Here is a 15,104-nt window from a genome sequence, read left to right on the forward strand (position 1 = left end):
GGTAGTCGGACCTGGAATGCTGCGCAAGCGGTAGGAAAAATGAGTGATGGTGGATACTCATTCCCGTTTGGAGAACGGGGACAGGCCAAGCCGCGAGAATGAGCATTACAGGAAGCGGGAGTAAAAACTCCGGAGTTTAGCCCCCGTCGGCTACCCGCAGTCCGCCCATTCCCCCGTTCCGAAGTCCGCCGCTGCCCCATTTCCCCGCCTTAACCTTCCTTCATCACCAAACAATCAAAAATTTCTTCTCCCCTGCAATCAACCAATTACAGACATCCCTCTCCTAAATTCTTGGTCCATGCCCCCTAAGAATGGGTATAGAGGACATTTTCCATGTACATCAACGAACCAACTGACTGCGCCTTCCCCGACATCGACCTCCTCACCCGCCACACCGAGGTCGAAGAAGACGGCATCCTCACCGGCCCCAAAGCCACCGGGGCCCTCACCTTCTGCGAACGCAAGGCCTACTACAAGAAACTTCGTGCCGCCGTCCACGAACAGTACAAACCCACCAACGTCTACCAGCACATCCTCGCCGACCGCATGGCCGACTGCATCTGGCGCGCCGAACGCTACGCCTTCTTCGAAGCCGCTGCTCTGAACTTCCAGATCCAGCGCCAGTGGGACAACACCAATGACCTCGTCCCCAAAGCCAGCCCGGGCGTCCACGCCCTGCAGGGCTGGCTTACCATGGACCCCGCCCAGCGCAAATCCCTCCAGGAAGCCCTCAAACTCGAGGAACGCTACTGGCGCCGCCACCGCACCCTCGCCGCCGAACTACGCCTCGTCCAGCGCCTCTATCCCAACTGAGAGCCCACCCGGCCCCAAACGCAGAGCAGAAAGGACCATCCCATGCCAGCAGCCCACATCTCGGAAAAGCGCCTTGCCGCCAATCGCGCCAACGCCCGCAAATCCACCGGCCCCCGCACCCTCGCCGGCAAAGCCGCCTCCTCCGGCAACGCCCGCCGCACCGGAGCCTACTCCGCCAACCACCAGATGCCTGCTCGCATCGAAGCCCACTTCCGAGCCATCGCCGAAGCCGCCACCCGCGATATCGCCAACCCGCAACGCCGCGCCCTCACCTTCGAACTCCACATGCTCCAGGGCCACGCACGCCTCCACGAAAGCCGCGAGCGTGCCCTCTTCAACGCCGGCATCGAGTACGGCTGCGGCGACGAAGCCGTCGCCACCCAATGGGTCCTCCGCCAGGTCGGCTTCATCCAGGCCCTCAACCGCTACGCCGGCTGGATCGAGGCCAACACCCGCCGCGTCCAACGCGCCCTCGACGCTCTGCCCGTCGAACTCGTCCCAGCCGCCCCGCCCGCCAAACCCACTCCCATTTTTGAGGGAACAAACCCACCTCAGGACAACCGCGAAACCGCCGCCGCCACCCAACCCCCGACGCTCCCCTCCGCCGAAACGGCCTCCCCGGCAAAGCCAGCGAATTTTGAGGGAACGAACCCACCGCGGACGCCCCCAACCACCGAGAATGCCGCAGCCCAACCCACAGCCAACCGCCCCCTCCCCGCCGCCCCGGCCTGCCCTGCCCCACAGCCCGCATCGCCCCTACCCGCGTGCCCGGAATTAAGGTACACTAACCGAACGCTTTGGTCGCTCCTTAGGGGCCGAAAGGATGTCGTTTATGTCAATCGGCAAGAGAGCCACGGCCGAATTCTTCGGTACGTTCTGGCTGGTTTTCGGAGGATGCGGCAGCGCTGTGCTGGCCGCGGCCTTTCCCGGCGTCGGCATTGGACTACTGGGAGTGAGTCTGGCCTTTGGCCTCACGGTTCTCACCATGGCCTTCGCCATCGGTCACATCTCCGGCTGTCACCTCAACCCCGCCGTCTCCGTCGGGCTGCTCGTCGGCAAACGCTTCAGCGGCAAGGATCTGCCCGCCTACGTCGTGGCGCAGTGCGCCGGGGCCGTCTGCGGAGCGGGCGTCCTGCGCATCATCGCCAGCGGCAAAGCGGGCTTCGATATCGCCGCCGGCTTCGCCTCCAATGGCTTCGGCGAACACTCGCCCGGCGGCTACTCGCTGCTGGCCTGCTTCACCGCCGAAACCGTCCTCACCTTCTTCTTCCTGATGGTGATCCTCGGAGCCACCGATGCGCGCGCCCCCAAGGGCTTCGCCCCCATCGCCATCGGCCTCTGCCTCACTCTCATCCACCTCATCGGCATCCCCGTCACCAACCTGTCCGTCAACCCCGCCCGCAGCCTCGGACCGGCCGTCTATGTCGGCGACTGGGCTGTCCAACAACTCTGGCTCTTCTGGATCGCCCCCATCATCGGTGCGGCCCTCGCCGGAGTCATCTATCCCTGGCTGGCTTCGGAAGAGAAGTAACCGCCCGTTTTCAGGGACGCCGCGGACCATCCGCCTGCTCTTCCGCGGCGTCCCTCTCTCCTGACCTCACGCCCCTCCGCCGCGACCCGCCAACCCGGCCCGTTCCCCCACGTTCTACCTGTGCCGATTGTGATGAAATAGCCGGCATGGCATCGCACCGCAGACGCTTCCTGCAATACGGAGCCGGCCCTCTTCTCTACCCCCTGCTCGGCCATAGTTCGGCCGCCCCCACCGCCGCCGGCGATCTCTACTTTCCGCCCCCGGACGCGCATGGCGGATGGCGGACCCTCTCCGGCGCGGACCACATCCGCAGGACCGCCGGCATGGACCTCGACCGGCTCCATCAGGCCTTCCGCTACACCGCCACCACCAGCCAGCACGGCGGCCTGCTCGTCGTCCGCAAAGGCTGGCTGCTCTACGAACGCTACTTCGGCCGCGCCGCTCGCGACGTCACCCCCAACATGTACTCCGTGGGCAAAACCGTCACCAGCCTCTGCTGCGGCATCCTGCTCGACGAGCACCGCGACCGCCTCCCCAAGGGCCTGGACCAGGAGGTCTTCACCGAAACCTACCTCCCTGAGTCCTTCCCCCTGGCCGACCCGCGCCAGGCCGGCATCAAACTCGGCCACCTCCTCACCATGACCTCCGGCATGCGCGAGGGCAACTCCGGCATCGTCCGCGGAGAGGTCGTCAAACTGGATCCCCAGCCGCCCGCCGCCAAACTCGACCAGGATCAGGCCGCCCTCCGCGCGCCCATGTGGACCCATCCGGGCGGCGGCTACAGCTACTCCTCCCAGGGCGTCCACGTCGTCTCCATCCTCATGCGCCGCATCCTCGGCATGGAACTCCAGGCCTACTTCGACCAGAAGATCGCCAGGCCCCTCGGCTTCGGCGGCTGGGGCTACGCCCAGAACACCCCCGCCGGCCGCCTGCCCCACACACCCGGCGGAGCCGGCCTGGCTCTCCGCGCCACCGATGCCCTCCGCTACGGCTACCTCCTGCTCCGCCAGGGCAACTGGCTCGGCAAACAACTCATCCCCCGCGCCTACATGGACCTCTGCCGCCAGCCCTCCCCCTACAACCCCCACTCGCCCTATAGCCTCCAGTTCGAGGTGAACGCCGACGGCCACGTCTTCGGAGCCCCGCCCGATACCTTCTTCAAGTCAGGAGCCGGCGGCTTCTGCCTCTATGCCGTCCCGTCGCTCGACCTGGTCGTCTACAAACTCGCCTCCGTCACCCGGCCCGGCGCCAACCCCATGCCCTACGACCTGGGCTTCGGAGGCAACACCGCAAAGACCGACGAGACCCGCGACCACTGGCAGCCCGGCCCCGGAGACCAGTTCCACGACGGCCCCATCAATGGCGACGCCGCCACACGCCGCACCCTGGAGATGGTCATCGCCGCCATCGTCGGCTGATCCGCCATACACCTCAATGCCCTCCGCAAAATGGATCCCCCTGTTGGCGATGCTCCCCTGCGCCATCGCCGCCCAATACACCCTCTACACCTGCATGGTCACGTCGAAAGGCTATGTCGTCGGAGCCAAACTCCCGCCCAGCGGCATCTTCCGCAAAGCCCCCAACGGTGGGTGGCGGCACGCCGGCTACAACCACCCCTTCCTCAGCGCCCTCGACTTCGATCCGCGGAACCCGTCGGTCCTCTACGTCGCCGCCGGCAACGGCCTCATCCAGGTCACCGGCCAGGGCGAACATTGGAAGATCCTCACCGGCAGCGATGTCACCGAGCTGATGGATGTCTCGGTCGACCGCAATGCCCCCGCCGACATCTACTTCAGCCACACCCGCGGCATTCGCGTCACCCACGACGGCGGCGCCACCTGGCACGACGCCAGTGCCGGTCTGCATCGTAAGTACACCATGGCCGTCCGCGTCGACCGGCAGCGCAAGGGCGTCCTCCTCGCCGGCAACGAGGAAGGCATCTTCCGCAGCGAGGATGGCGGCCAGTCCTGGAAGCTCGCCGGAGCCGCCGGCTACCAGGCCCTCCACCTGGAACAGTCTCCGCACGACCCCTGCCGCTGGCTCGCCTCCACCCAGGGCGGAGGCCTCTTCGCCTCCACTGACTGCGGCGTCACCTTCGAAAGCAACGGCAGCCTCGCCGTCGACCGCAACCTCTCTGACATCGCCTTCGACCCCGCCTCGCCCAACCGCATCGCCGTCGCCGGCTGGGGTCTCGGCGTCATGCTCTCTGAGGACGCAGGCAAGACCTGGCAGGGCCGCAACACGGGCCTGCCCACCACCAGCGTCTGGAGCGTCTCCTTCGACCCCTCCACGCCCGGCCGCCTCTACGCCGGAGTCCACGAAGAGGCCCTCTACGTCTCCCAGAACTACGGCCGCACCTGGACCAAGGACGGCCTCGAAGGCAGCCGCGTCTTCCGCCTGCGCTTCGTTCCGGAGGTGCAGCCGTGACGCTCCGCCTCGCCGCCCTCCTCCTGCTCGGCCTGCAACTGCACGCCGCTGCCCCGCCCTTCCCCCAGCGGGTCCGGCAGATCATCAACGCCTTCGCGCACCCCGCCACCCCCGCGCCCCTCAGCTACTCCAACATCGCGGCGAAGCTCAAGCTCCATGAGAGTCCGGCCGAATGCTCCAGCCGCCTCCAGGAACTGCTCGCGGAAGGCCCGTCCGGCGACATGTTCTGGATGTTCCCTGTCACCGCCATCGCCTACCTCGATCAGGGTCAGCTCTCCGAGCCCGCCCGCCAGGCCATGCGCCAGTCCCTGAAGACCTACATGCCTTATCGCGGCGATACCGAGAACCATTGGCTGCTCTACTACACCTGCCTCTATCTCATGGCCCAGCAGTGGCCGGACCTCACCGCCGATCAGTGGTTCACCGGCAAGTCTTCTCAGGAGAACCTGCGCGAGGCCGCCGGCTGGATCGAATCGTGGGTTAAGCTCACCACCACGCGCGGCCAGGGCGAGTACGACAGCCCCCACTACATGGGCGTCTACCTGCTCCCCATGTCCTATCTCGCCGAATGGGCCCACGACCCCGCCATGAAGCGGCGCGCCACCATGATGCTCGACTACCTCATCGCCGACTACGCGGCCGAAAGCCTCGACGGCGTCTACGTCGGAGCCCACTCACGCGTGTACGACAACGGCGCCGTGGAGAAGTGGAACAACGTCTCCAGCGACTTCGGCTGGCTCTGGTTCGGCCAGGGCTACCCGCTCCCCTCGCCCAGCAGCTTCCTCCTCTTCTATACGCTGGCCAACGCTTACGAGCCCCCGGCTATCCTCCAACAGATCGCCACCGACCGCAGCCAGCCCTACACCCACTACGAACGCAAGCGCACCCGGAACCGCTGGCGCTTCTACGACGAACTCCACGGGCCGGTCTACAAGACCACCTACATGCGCCGCGAGTACGCCGTCAGCTCCGACCAGGGTGGCACCCTGCAGCCCATCCAGGAGCACTCCTGGGACGTCACCTGGCACGTGCCCGATCCGCGCGGCGTCCAGAACACCCTCTTCTCCCTGCACCCCTATTCGTCACTCCGGGAACTGCAGACCTACTTCACCTTCCCACCCGACCAGGGCGTCGCCGAAGTAGTCAGCTCCAAGAAGAGCTACGACTCGCCGGACAAGTTCGTCGGCGGCTCGCCCTATGAGCAGATCTTCCAGGACCAGGACTCCGTCATCGTCCTCTACGACATCCCGCCCGGCACGCGCTTCCCTCACATCAACGGCTTCTTCTCCAAGGATCTGGCCGAGGTGCGCGAAGACCCGTCAGGCTGGATCTTCGCCCGCGGCGGCGACGCCCTCATCGCCTGCCGTCCCTTGCAGCCCTACGCCTGGAGGTCCATCGAAGGTGGTGGCCGCCGCCTCTTCAGCCCGCACCTCCGGAACGGCATGGTGGTCCAGGTCGCCGCGCGCTCCGAGTTCAAGGATATGGACGCGTTCCGGCAGGCTATCCTCGCCCTGCGCTTGGAATTCAAACTCGACCCCGTTCCGACAGCCCGCTTCCGATCCCTGCGCGGCAAGACCCTGCAATGCACTTACGGCCAGCCGCCCAGCGTCAACGGCGCTCCGGTCGACTATGGGAAATGGCCCCTCTTCGGCGGGCCCTTCCTGGAGGCCCCGGTCGACTCGCAGCAGCTCCTGCTCAAGCACGGCGCCGCGCGCCGCAAGCTGGACTTCCGCACGCTCACCGTTCAGTGACGCGCGCCGTCAGTCGAGGTGGAAGACCTCCTCCATTTCGGCCCACCAGGCCCCGTCCTTCCGGCCCGGCAGCGGGCTCTGCATCGGCATCATCAGCGCCCACCATCTCTGTGTGGCCGGGTCCGCCGCCATCCGCGCCATATCGGCGTCGAAGTCCGTGCCGTCGTATTCGAAGTAGCTGAACAGCGTGCAGTCGCGCAGGTAGATCGAGTAGTTGCGGATGTGGCACAGCTGGATCATCTCGAGCACCTCCGGCCACACCGCCGCATGCTGCTTCCGGTACTCCAACTCCGCCTCAGGCTTCAGCCCGATCGCCATCCCGTAGCGTGTCATCTCGTCTCCGTCCTCAATGCACATCCTCCAGGTCGTACTCGCCCAGTTGCAGCGGGTACACCCCATGCTTGCGCACCAACTGGACGACGTAGTCGTAGCTCTCACCCGGCACGTTCGACGGTACCGAATGGTCCGACTGGAAGATGAAGCCGCCGCCCTTGGCCGCATTCAGCTTCCTCAGCACGGCGGCCCGCAACTCGTGCCGGTCGCCCGCCGCCCAAAGCTGCACGTCCATATTCCCGCAGAAGCCGATGCCGTGACCGTACTTGCGCCGCAGGTCCACGACATCGAGCCCCGCCTTCGCTTCCAGCGGATTGTAGGCGTCCACCCCAATCTCGATGAAGTCCTCGAAGATCCGGCTGACGTTGCCGCAGCCGTGGTAGATCACCGGCAGCCCGTGGCTGTGGCACTCGTCGATCATCGCCTTCACGCCCGGCTTGAAGTGGTCCCGCCAGAACGCCGGCGAGAACAGCATGCCCTTCTTATAGGCAACGTCGCCCCAGATCACGACGCCCGCCAGCCGACCCTGTGCCGCCTGCATCTGCCCTCGCAGCAGCCCGAGATTGAACTCGTGCAACCGGTCCACGAACTGCGCGATGGCATCCGGGAACTGCCCCATCCAAAGCATCACGTTTTCCGGGCCGATGATGCGCCACAGCATCTCGTGCGCCTCGCAGACTGAGCCGAAGACCGGGAAGTCCTCATACACCGCGCCCACGCGCTCGACAAAGGCAGCGACGTTCCGCTCGAACCCGTCCCCCACACCGTTGATCTGGTCATCCCCCGCGGCGAAGTACCGCCGTTCGTCGAACGGGTCGTCAAACTCGAAGTCCTCCAGGTGCTTGACGGTGGTCGCCTCAAACGCCAGAAAGGCCGGCATCGCCTGGTCGAACTTCTTGCGGATCGTGGCCCCGAAACCCGTGCGCACCGTCACCTCATTCGCACAGTCTCGCAGGATCTCGAACGGCCGGATGTGCGGATCCATATTCGGACTCACCACCTGCCAGTCGAGATCGTAGTAGCGGTAGATATCGGCATCGGCGGCCAAACCAAGTTCCGCTCGCCAGCGTGACAGGAAGCCGCCCCAGAAGAAGTCGCTCACCGGAACACGATCCGGTTCCTGGTGCCGCAGAGCCTTGTTCATGCGGTCGAGCTTCAGCAGGCAATTCTGGGTTCGCTGCATGGACCACCTCTATCGGGGAGAGAGGGAACCGGCGTCGCCGTCGAGTTCGAGCTTGACGATGGTGTCCACCGCCCCGCGTTGAGCAGCAGGCACACTGACGCGAATCCCTGTCGCGGTCTGCTTCACTTCCGCCTGGCCCGTTCCCGAAAGCAGGCTGTGCCGCACGATCTTCAGGGGAATTGCGGGTAGTTCAATGCTCTCCGCCGGCCAGCGCAGAATGTGCAGGTAGATGGCGTTGCCTTTGTGCGTGCTGCCGCCCCACCACGCGCCTTCCGCCAATGCGAAACCTTCCGCGTGAGCCGGCCGCTTCTTCTCATCCGGAGCCACGAACGGTCCGCCGCGAGTGGCGTAGATGCTCTCGCCATACTTCTTCAGGAACTCGCCCATCTCCCGCAACCGCGCCGCATGCGTAGGTTCGATGAGTCCATCCGGTCTCGGCCCCACATTGAACAGCAGATTGCCGTCGCCGATCGCGCAGCACACTAGGCCACGCAAACACTCCTCTGTGGAACGCAGCTTGTCGTTCGGGTTGTAAGCCCACTGCTGGCCCACCGTGGCGCAAGTCTCCCAAGGACGGTTGTTCTGGAACATTCCGATGCGCTGCTCCGGAGTGTCGTTATCCGCGGGCAAGCCGGCGCGATTGTTGATGATCAGTTCCGGCTCCAGCTCCCGCATCATCTTCAACAGGCGCGGAGCATCCCAATCGGCAGCCTTCCCGCCCAACCCGTCAAAGAACCACATCTTTGTCGGCCCGTACCCTGTGAGCAGTTCGCGAACCTGTCCATGCAGATACTCGATGTACTTCGCATGAGCCGCCCCATTGCGGTAATCCGGATGATGCCAGTCAGGCTGCGAATAGTAAACGCCCCAATCGAGTCCACCGCGCCGGCAGGCGTCGGAGAGCATCCGCACAATATCCTTCCCGTAAGCGCACCGAGGACTGGTGATCTTGTAGTCAGTCAGCGTAGAATTGAAGTTGCAGAAGCCGTCGTGGTGCTTCGTGGTGAACACCAGATACTTCATGCCCGAGTCCTTCGCCAATTGGACCCACTCATCCGGGTCGAATTTGACGGGATCGAACATTCGGTAGAGATTGTCGTAAACTTCAACCGGAACATTTCCAGTTTTAGTTTCTGTTCGTCCTCTCCGTTCACCGCCGCGCGACCATCCGATCTCCGTGCCCACAATACTCACGGGACCCCAGTGAATAAACATCCCGAAGCGGTGGTCCTTCCAGCGCTCCACCGCGGCCCGGGGGGCGCCCGGGTCAGGGCCCTCCTGGGCGGGCAACGTCAGGACCAACGGGAAAGTACAGAATGTTCGGCGTTTCATCGATAAGCGCGATGAGCTTATCCCACCCGTCCAGCGCAGTCAACCGCAACAGACGAGAAGGGAGGCTGCCGGGCAGCCTCCCTTCTCGCCTTCGGGTTGTGGGGTCTATCTTTAGAACTCGAAGCGGGAGCTGATCTGCACGCGCCGGCCGGACGAGGCGCCCGTCACCAGCCCAAAGCTGGAACTGGAGATGTTTGTGCTAGGAGTGCTGAAGTTCGGGTGGTTGAAGGCGTTGTAGAGCTCGCAGCGGAGCTGGGCCCGGACGCGTTCCGCGAAGAGGTAGACATTCTTAGCGGCGACCAGGTTCCAGTTGACGGAGCCAGGTCCGATCAGGACGGAGCGGGCGGAATTGCCGTAGTAACCACGCCCCGCCGCCGGGATGACGAACGCCCCCCGGTTGAAGATCACCTGGTGGCTTTCGATGCGATCCTTCAACGATCCGCCGATGTTGCCCTCGCCGATCCGGTCCGGCCGGCCGCCGAACTGGTTGGTGTTCGTCGGGTCCACGCCGGAGAAGCTGGGCGAACGGAACGGCCCGGATTGCATCAGCGTCGTGCCGGCCACCTGCCACCCGGAGACGATCTTGTCGAAGAGGCCGGAGGCATTGCCCAGCAGGGCTTTGCCGTGACCGACCGGGAGTTCGTAGGTGTAGAAGAAGATCAGCGTGTGGCGGCGGATGGCGGGATCGTCGCCGCGCTCCAGCCGCCGGTTGTACTGGTTCTGCGCCGCGGCATTCAGGTAGCCGTTGAGGCCGACTTCGTCGAGGGCCTTGGCCAGCGTGTAGTTGATGTTGAAGGTGAGACCGCGGCTAACGCGGCGTTCCGCCTTCACAGTCAGGCCGTGGTAGATCGAGGAAGATCCTGTCTGGTTATAGCCCACGCTGCTGAACAGCGGGTAAGGCTGGTTGCTCGGATTGAACGGTGTGGTGCTGGGGCGCAGCAGGTTGAGGTTGTCGTAGAAGGGGAGGTTCTTCGCCTTGGTCCCGACATAAGCGACATCGATGCCGGTCTTCAGGAACTGGCGGCCGACCGAAGCGTTCCACTGCTGGGTGCGCTCGTGCGGGAAGTCGGAGTTGATGGCGTTGATGCTCTGCACCCCGGAGAAGCCCTGGACAGTGGATTGGAAGGGATTCGGGAACGAGATGCTGGGAGTGTTGTTCACGATGTACCAGCTCTGATCCGAGCGCCAGGGTCCGCCGGTGGCGCCGAGCCCCAACTGTCCGGGCCACATCGAAGTGAAGACGCCATAGCCCATGCGGAAGACTGTTCTGTCATCGCCGAAGGGCCGATAGGCCAAACCGAAGCGGGGGCTCCAGTTGGCGGTGTCGTTCTTCATCAGGCTGCGCGTGGGCAGGCCGGCGGCGGCGGCGGTGACGATGGGCAACTGCGCGGCGACGGCGAGCACCAGATCGGTCGGGATGGTGGTACCGGCGGTGACGACGCTGCCGGTCTTGAGGGTGAAGGACGTCAGGCGATCGAACTTCTCGACCCACGGGGACTGGTACTCATAGCGGATCCCGTAGGTGAGGGTCAGGCGCCGGTTCACTTTGAACTCGTCCTGGATGTAGAAGCCCTGCTGCGTGCTGCGGATGTAGGCGTTGGGACGGGCCACGGCCAGGCTCACGTTCGAGGGAAGGCCCAGCAGAAAGTTGGCATAGGCGAAGCCGCTGAGCTGGTCGTCAAAGGCGATGGAACCGGTGACGTTCTGGGGTTTGTTCTGGTCGTTCACCTGGTAGCGGCGGATGTCGATGCCGGCCTTGATGCTGTGGCGTCCGCGGCTCCAGGAGAGATTGTCGATGAGCTGATAGGTGTTCTGCGTTTGTGAACTGTACCCGGTGGAGGAGGTGCCCTGGAAGCCGTTGGCTCCGTTGATCTGGAGATCTGGCATGCCGGCGAGGGAAGGATCGTTGCTGGGATTCTTGATCCCCTGCAGGCCGATCCGGCTGACGGCGTCGGCGAGCGGGTTGACGCCCCAATAGTCGAAGCTCGTGCTGGAGTAACCCACTTTCGCCTCGTTCACGAGACCGGGGGTGAGGATATGCGTGTCGGAGACGACGACGCTGCGACCGGGGTCGTTGTCGCCAGTGCCGCCGTAGCCGCCGAGTAGCGGGCCCGGGTTGGCGTCCTGGTTATGGATGGTCAGGCCGACGCGGGCAAAGAAGTAGTTGCGGTCGGAGAACTTGTGGTCGATGCGGGTGGAGACGTTGTCGGCATTGAACTGCGCGCCGGGGTCCGTGTAATAGTTATTGACCAGTCCGAGATCGCCCTGGCCCGCCAGGTTGGGACGGGGATAGATGAGAGTTTGCCACGCGTTCGCGACGGAACTTATGCGGCTGGAGGGAATCTTATTGCCGGGGAATGGCTGGCCGGTGAGAGGGTCGAGAATCGGAATGGAGCCGGTGAGTGAGGAGAAATCGCCGTTGCGGAAGGCGTCGGGCGGGACGCTGGTGTTGTAGCGGGCGCCGGTGCGGTAGCGCGCGCCGCCGTAGGTAAAGAAGTAGAAGGTGCGGTTCCGGCCGTCGTAGATTTTGGGGATGTAGACGGGGCCGCCGTTCATAGCCGTGAACTGGTTGAAGTTCTCAAAGGATGGGCCCGTCTGGTCCTGCCACGCGCGCGCGCCGGTGGCCGAGTTGTAGTTGCCCCAGAAAAGTCCGCCGTGGACGGTGTTCTCGCCCGACTTGGAAACGGCTGCGAACTGGGCGACCTGCGCGTATTCGGCGGAGTTGTTGGCGGTGGAGACCTTCATTTCCTGGAAGGCTTCGATATCGCCCGAGAAGCCGTTGGGGGTTTGGCGGCTGCTGACGATGTCGTTGGACGAAATGCCGTCCGAGGAGAAGTTGTTGGCGTTATCGCGGGCTCCGTTCACTTCGAGGCCGCTGCTGGATTGCACGCCGGCGGCCACTTTGGCGACGTTGATCCAAGCCCGTCCATAGACGCTCATGGGGAGTTCGGCGAAGTCGCGGGCCGTGGAGACATTCGAGAGGGTGGCGGTTTCCGTATCGACGTGGGCGGCGGCGACACCTTCGACGGTGATCATCGAGCTGACGTCGCCGACTTCCAGGGCGGCGTCGACGCGGCGGATCTGGCTGACGTCCAGAGTAACTCCGCGGGTTGTGTGCGATTTGAAGCCCGCCGCTTCCACCGAAACGCGATAGCGTCCGTTGAGAAGGCCGGAGAAGCGATAGTCGCCCGCCGTATCGGTGAGCTGGACGCGCTCGTCGTTGGAACCCTCGTTGACGAGGATGACCTTCGCACCAGGGACGACCGCGCCACCGGAATCGCGGATGTTGCCGAGAATGCTGCTTTGCGTGGACTGCGCGAAAACTGCAGCGAGTCCGCTAAGCAACAGAAAGACCACCCTACCAATCGAAACTCTCACGTGCGTTACTCCTTTCGAGTGCGCCCCTGATTTGGGATTGCCAGCGGAGACGGTTTCCCGTGCCCGATTGCATTTGTTTAGTTACTAACAGATCTTATAAGGTGCACTACACACCTTGTCAAGACAAAAACGAAGCGAGGCCTTCAGAACGACTCCGGCCAGGTGTAGGGAGCGCGGTTTTGGCGGCTCATGAGGCTGTTGGCCTCCGAATCGCCGCACCACTTGTGCTGCGCAGCGTCCCAGTTGAGCTTCCTGCCGACCCTGTAACTGATATTGGCGAAGTGGCAGAGATCGGCGGACGCTCCGCTGATGGCGATGTCGGCGCGCAGGGATTTGTAGTCGCGGCTCTTCACGGCATCCAGGAAGTTCTGGATGTGCGGAGCCGTCTCTGATTTGGTCTGGTCGCGGCCCTCGCGGATGAGTCGATGGTCTTCGCCCTGATAGACGCGGTAGGCGGAGTCGTCCAGTTCGAGCCAGCCGTCGGCGCCATAGAATATGTTGCCGATGCAATTGCCGCGCGGTGAGCCGAGGCCGCCCACCCGCTCGGCCACCAAGCCGCGCACTTCAAATGTGAGCTGCCGGCCCTCAAATTCGAAGGTCGACATCAGGGTATTGGGTGTCTCCTGATCGTCCTGGTAGACGAGTTTCCCTCCGGACGCGGCGACGCTGCGCAGGGTGCCGTGATTGTCGGGCAGGCCCAGGCCCCAACGCGCGACGTCCATCTGGTGGACACCCTGGTTGCCGAGGTCCCCGTTGCCGGTGTCCCAGAACCAGTGCCAGTTGTACTTGAAGCGCAACTCATTGAACGGCCGGAAGGGCGCGGGCCCGAGAAACGCATCCCAATCGACGCCTTTCGGCGCAGCCGAGTCCGCTTTGTGACCGATCGACTTTCGCCGTTTATAGCAGATCCCTTTCGCGGCGTAGACTTCTCCGATCACCCCCGACCGGAGCAATTCCACCGCTTCCATCTTGTGGGGCAGACTGCGGCTCTGCGTACCGATCTGAAGCATGCGGCCGTGCCGGCGAGCGGCTTCGAGCATGATGCGGCTTTCCGTGGGATCGTGGCTGGCCGGCTTCTCGCAGTAGACGTCCTTGCCGGCGCGCATGGCCCACACCGCGCCCAGGGCGTGCCAGTGATTCGGCGTCGCCATGGAGACGGCGTGGACGCCGGCCAGATCAAAGACGCGCCGCATGTCGCTGAACTGGCGCGCCGCGGGCCGGCCAGCGGCGACGATGCTCCCCTGTGCCTTCTCGATGGAGACGGGATCAACGTCGCAGATCGCCGAGATCTCCACTCCGCCCATATTCAGAAACTCGGTGAGGTGATCGTTGCCACGGCCGCCGAGGCCGATGATGGCGACATTCACACGATCGTTGGCGCCGAGAATCCGCTGAGCCCCCAGGGAGAGGGCAGCGGCGGCGACGGGGATGAACTGGCGTCTTTGCATAGGGTGCTTTGCATCAATCGAGTTTAGGTTAGTTTTAAATTTACTTACTGCACTTGTCAACAAGTATCTTCGCTCCAGGACGGCAGATTTACGGGACTTCGTTGGTCACGCGACCCCTTGCGGCCTCTGCGCCGCCGGTTTAATTTCTTTTCTTACTGTTGACATGGGAATCGAGGCTGGGCTACGATCCAGTTCGAAAGATCCTCTGCCCAACCTGTATGGTGAGCGCACCCAACAACGCTTTCCGCAGCCTCTACGCACCGGGAGAAGCGCTGCTCCACCTGGATCCGCAGGATCCGTTCTGGCGGAAGGCTCCGGCGCTGCATGCCAACCGGGACCCATTCGGCAGGCTGTCGCCGAAGCTGGAGACTACTATTCGCTCCCGCTGGACGGGCGAGCACCTCTATGTTCTGTTCGAGTGCCCCTACCAGACTCTGCACCTGAAGCCGGAGCCGATCCTGCACGCGAAGACGTGGCTGCTCTGGAACTGGGACGTGGTGGAGCTATTTATTGGTGATGACTGGGAGCACATCGAACGCTATAAGGAGTTTGAGTTGTCGCCGCAGGGCGAATGGCTGGACCTCGCGATCGACCGCAATCCCCCGGAGATCGAGCGGCACCGGGCCTGGGCTTCCGGAATGAAGACGCGGGCACACGTGGATGAAGAGCGAAGACTGTGGCTCGGGGCGATGCGCATCCCGTTTGCTTCGATCACCGATGCAGCGGTGGGTCCGGGCAAGACGTTTCGCGCCAATCTGTATCGTATTGAAGGCGCTCCCGAGGAGCGGCGACTGGTGGCGTGGATGGCCACTGGCAGCGAGAGCTTCCATGTCCCCGCGGCCTTCGGGACGCTGGAGCTCGTCGTATGACCATGTGTTCACCAGCCGGATGAAGTGGAAACCGAAAAT

12 protein-coding genes are annotated in these 15,104 nt (G+C 64.0%); 6 read left to right on the forward strand and 6 right to left on the reverse strand.

Translation table 11 applies throughout. The features are described 5' to 3' along the window. Nucleotides 1-333 precede the first annotated feature (333 nt). Complete coding sequence (locus tag IRI77_RS09585; protein ID WP_194451849.1) at nucleotides 334-813, forward strand: hypothetical protein; 480 nt, start codon at nucleotides 334-336, stop codon at nucleotides 811-813. Here IRI77_RS09585 and IRI77_RS09590 read toward each other — a convergent pair. Beyond that, the gene (locus IRI77_RS09590) at nucleotides 781-1,398 is read right to left on the reverse strand and encodes a hypothetical protein (RefSeq protein WP_194451850.1); all 618 of its coding nucleotides are present in this window, start codon (nucleotides 1,396-1,398) and stop codon (nucleotides 781-783) included. The genes IRI77_RS09585 and IRI77_RS09590 overlap by 33 nt on opposite strands. 247 nt (nucleotides 1,399-1,645) lie before the next feature. Here IRI77_RS09590 and aqpZ point away from each other — a divergent pair, with 247 nt between their 5' ends. The 4 genes from aqpZ to IRI77_RS09610 all read left to right on the forward strand — a co-directional run bounded on the left by aqpZ (nucleotide 1,646) and on the right by IRI77_RS09610 (nucleotide 6,522). After that, nucleotides 1,646-2,344: an aquaporin Z gene (gene aqpZ / locus IRI77_RS09595; protein ID WP_194451851.1), complete on the forward strand. Its 699-nt coding sequence runs from the start codon at nucleotides 1,646-1,648 to the stop codon at nucleotides 2,342-2,344. 146 nt (nucleotides 2,345-2,490) lie between these two features. Continuing rightward, nucleotides 2,491-3,762 (forward strand): serine hydrolase domain-containing protein, encoded by a 1,272-nt coding sequence (locus IRI77_RS09600; protein WP_194451852.1) that lies wholly within the window; start codon nucleotides 2,491-2,493, stop codon nucleotides 3,760-3,762. 16 nt (nucleotides 3,763-3,778) lie between these two features. Then, a complete protein-coding gene (locus tag IRI77_RS09605) occupies nucleotides 3,779-4,771 on the forward strand; it encodes a WD40/YVTN/BNR-like repeat-containing protein (protein WP_194451853.1) in 993 nt (330 codons plus the stop codon). Next, complete coding sequence (locus IRI77_RS09610; protein WP_194451854.1) at nucleotides 4,768-6,522, forward strand: hypothetical protein; 1,755 nt, start codon at nucleotides 4,768-4,770, stop codon at nucleotides 6,520-6,522. Before IRI77_RS09605 ends, IRI77_RS09610 begins: the two co-directional genes overlap by 4 nt. A gap of 9 nt (nucleotides 6,523-6,531) precedes the next feature. Here the strand turns inward: IRI77_RS09610 and IRI77_RS09615 are convergent, their stop codons facing one another. From IRI77_RS09615 to IRI77_RS09635, 5 genes are all read right to left on the reverse strand, one after another. Beyond that, a complete protein-coding gene (locus tag IRI77_RS09615) occupies nucleotides 6,532-6,855 on the reverse strand; it encodes an L-rhamnose mutarotase (RefSeq protein ID WP_194451855.1) in 324 nt (107 codons plus the stop codon). A 13-nt stretch (nucleotides 6,856-6,868) separates the two neighbouring features. After that, on the reverse strand, nucleotides 6,869-8,038 hold the full coding sequence (locus tag IRI77_RS09620; protein WP_194451856.1) for a uroporphyrinogen decarboxylase family protein: 1,170 nt from the start codon (nucleotides 8,036-8,038) through the stop codon (nucleotides 6,869-6,871). A gap of 9 nt (nucleotides 8,039-8,047) precedes the next feature. Further along, complete coding sequence (locus tag IRI77_RS09625) at nucleotides 8,048-9,370, reverse strand: alpha-L-fucosidase (protein WP_194451857.1); 1,323 nt, start codon at nucleotides 9,368-9,370, stop codon at nucleotides 8,048-8,050. Nucleotides 9,371-9,481: 111 nt separating this feature from the next. Further along, nucleotides 9,482-12,748, reverse strand: a complete 3,267-nt coding sequence (locus IRI77_RS09630; RefSeq protein ID WP_194451858.1) for a TonB-dependent receptor — start codon at nucleotides 12,746-12,748, stop codon at nucleotides 9,482-9,484. Nucleotides 12,749-12,891: 143 nt separating this feature from the next. Beyond that, entirely contained in the window at nucleotides 12,892-14,196 is a 1,305-nt protein-coding gene (locus IRI77_RS09635; RefSeq protein ID WP_194451859.1) for a Gfo/Idh/MocA family protein, read from the reverse strand. Between the two features lie 218 nt (nucleotides 14,197-14,414). Between IRI77_RS09635 and IRI77_RS09640 the strand changes: the two genes are divergently transcribed. Then, on the forward strand, nucleotides 14,415-15,065 hold the full coding sequence (locus tag IRI77_RS09640; protein WP_194451860.1) for a carbohydrate-binding family 9-like protein: 651 nt from the start codon (nucleotides 14,415-14,417) through the stop codon (nucleotides 15,063-15,065). The last annotated feature ends 39 nt before the right edge of the window (nucleotides 15,066-15,104 follow it).

The sequence above is a fragment of the Paludibaculum fermentans genome (assembly GCF_015277775.1).
In the GTDB taxonomy this organism is placed as follows: domain Bacteria; phylum Acidobacteriota; class Terriglobia; order Bryobacterales; family Bryobacteraceae; genus Paludibaculum; species Paludibaculum fermentans.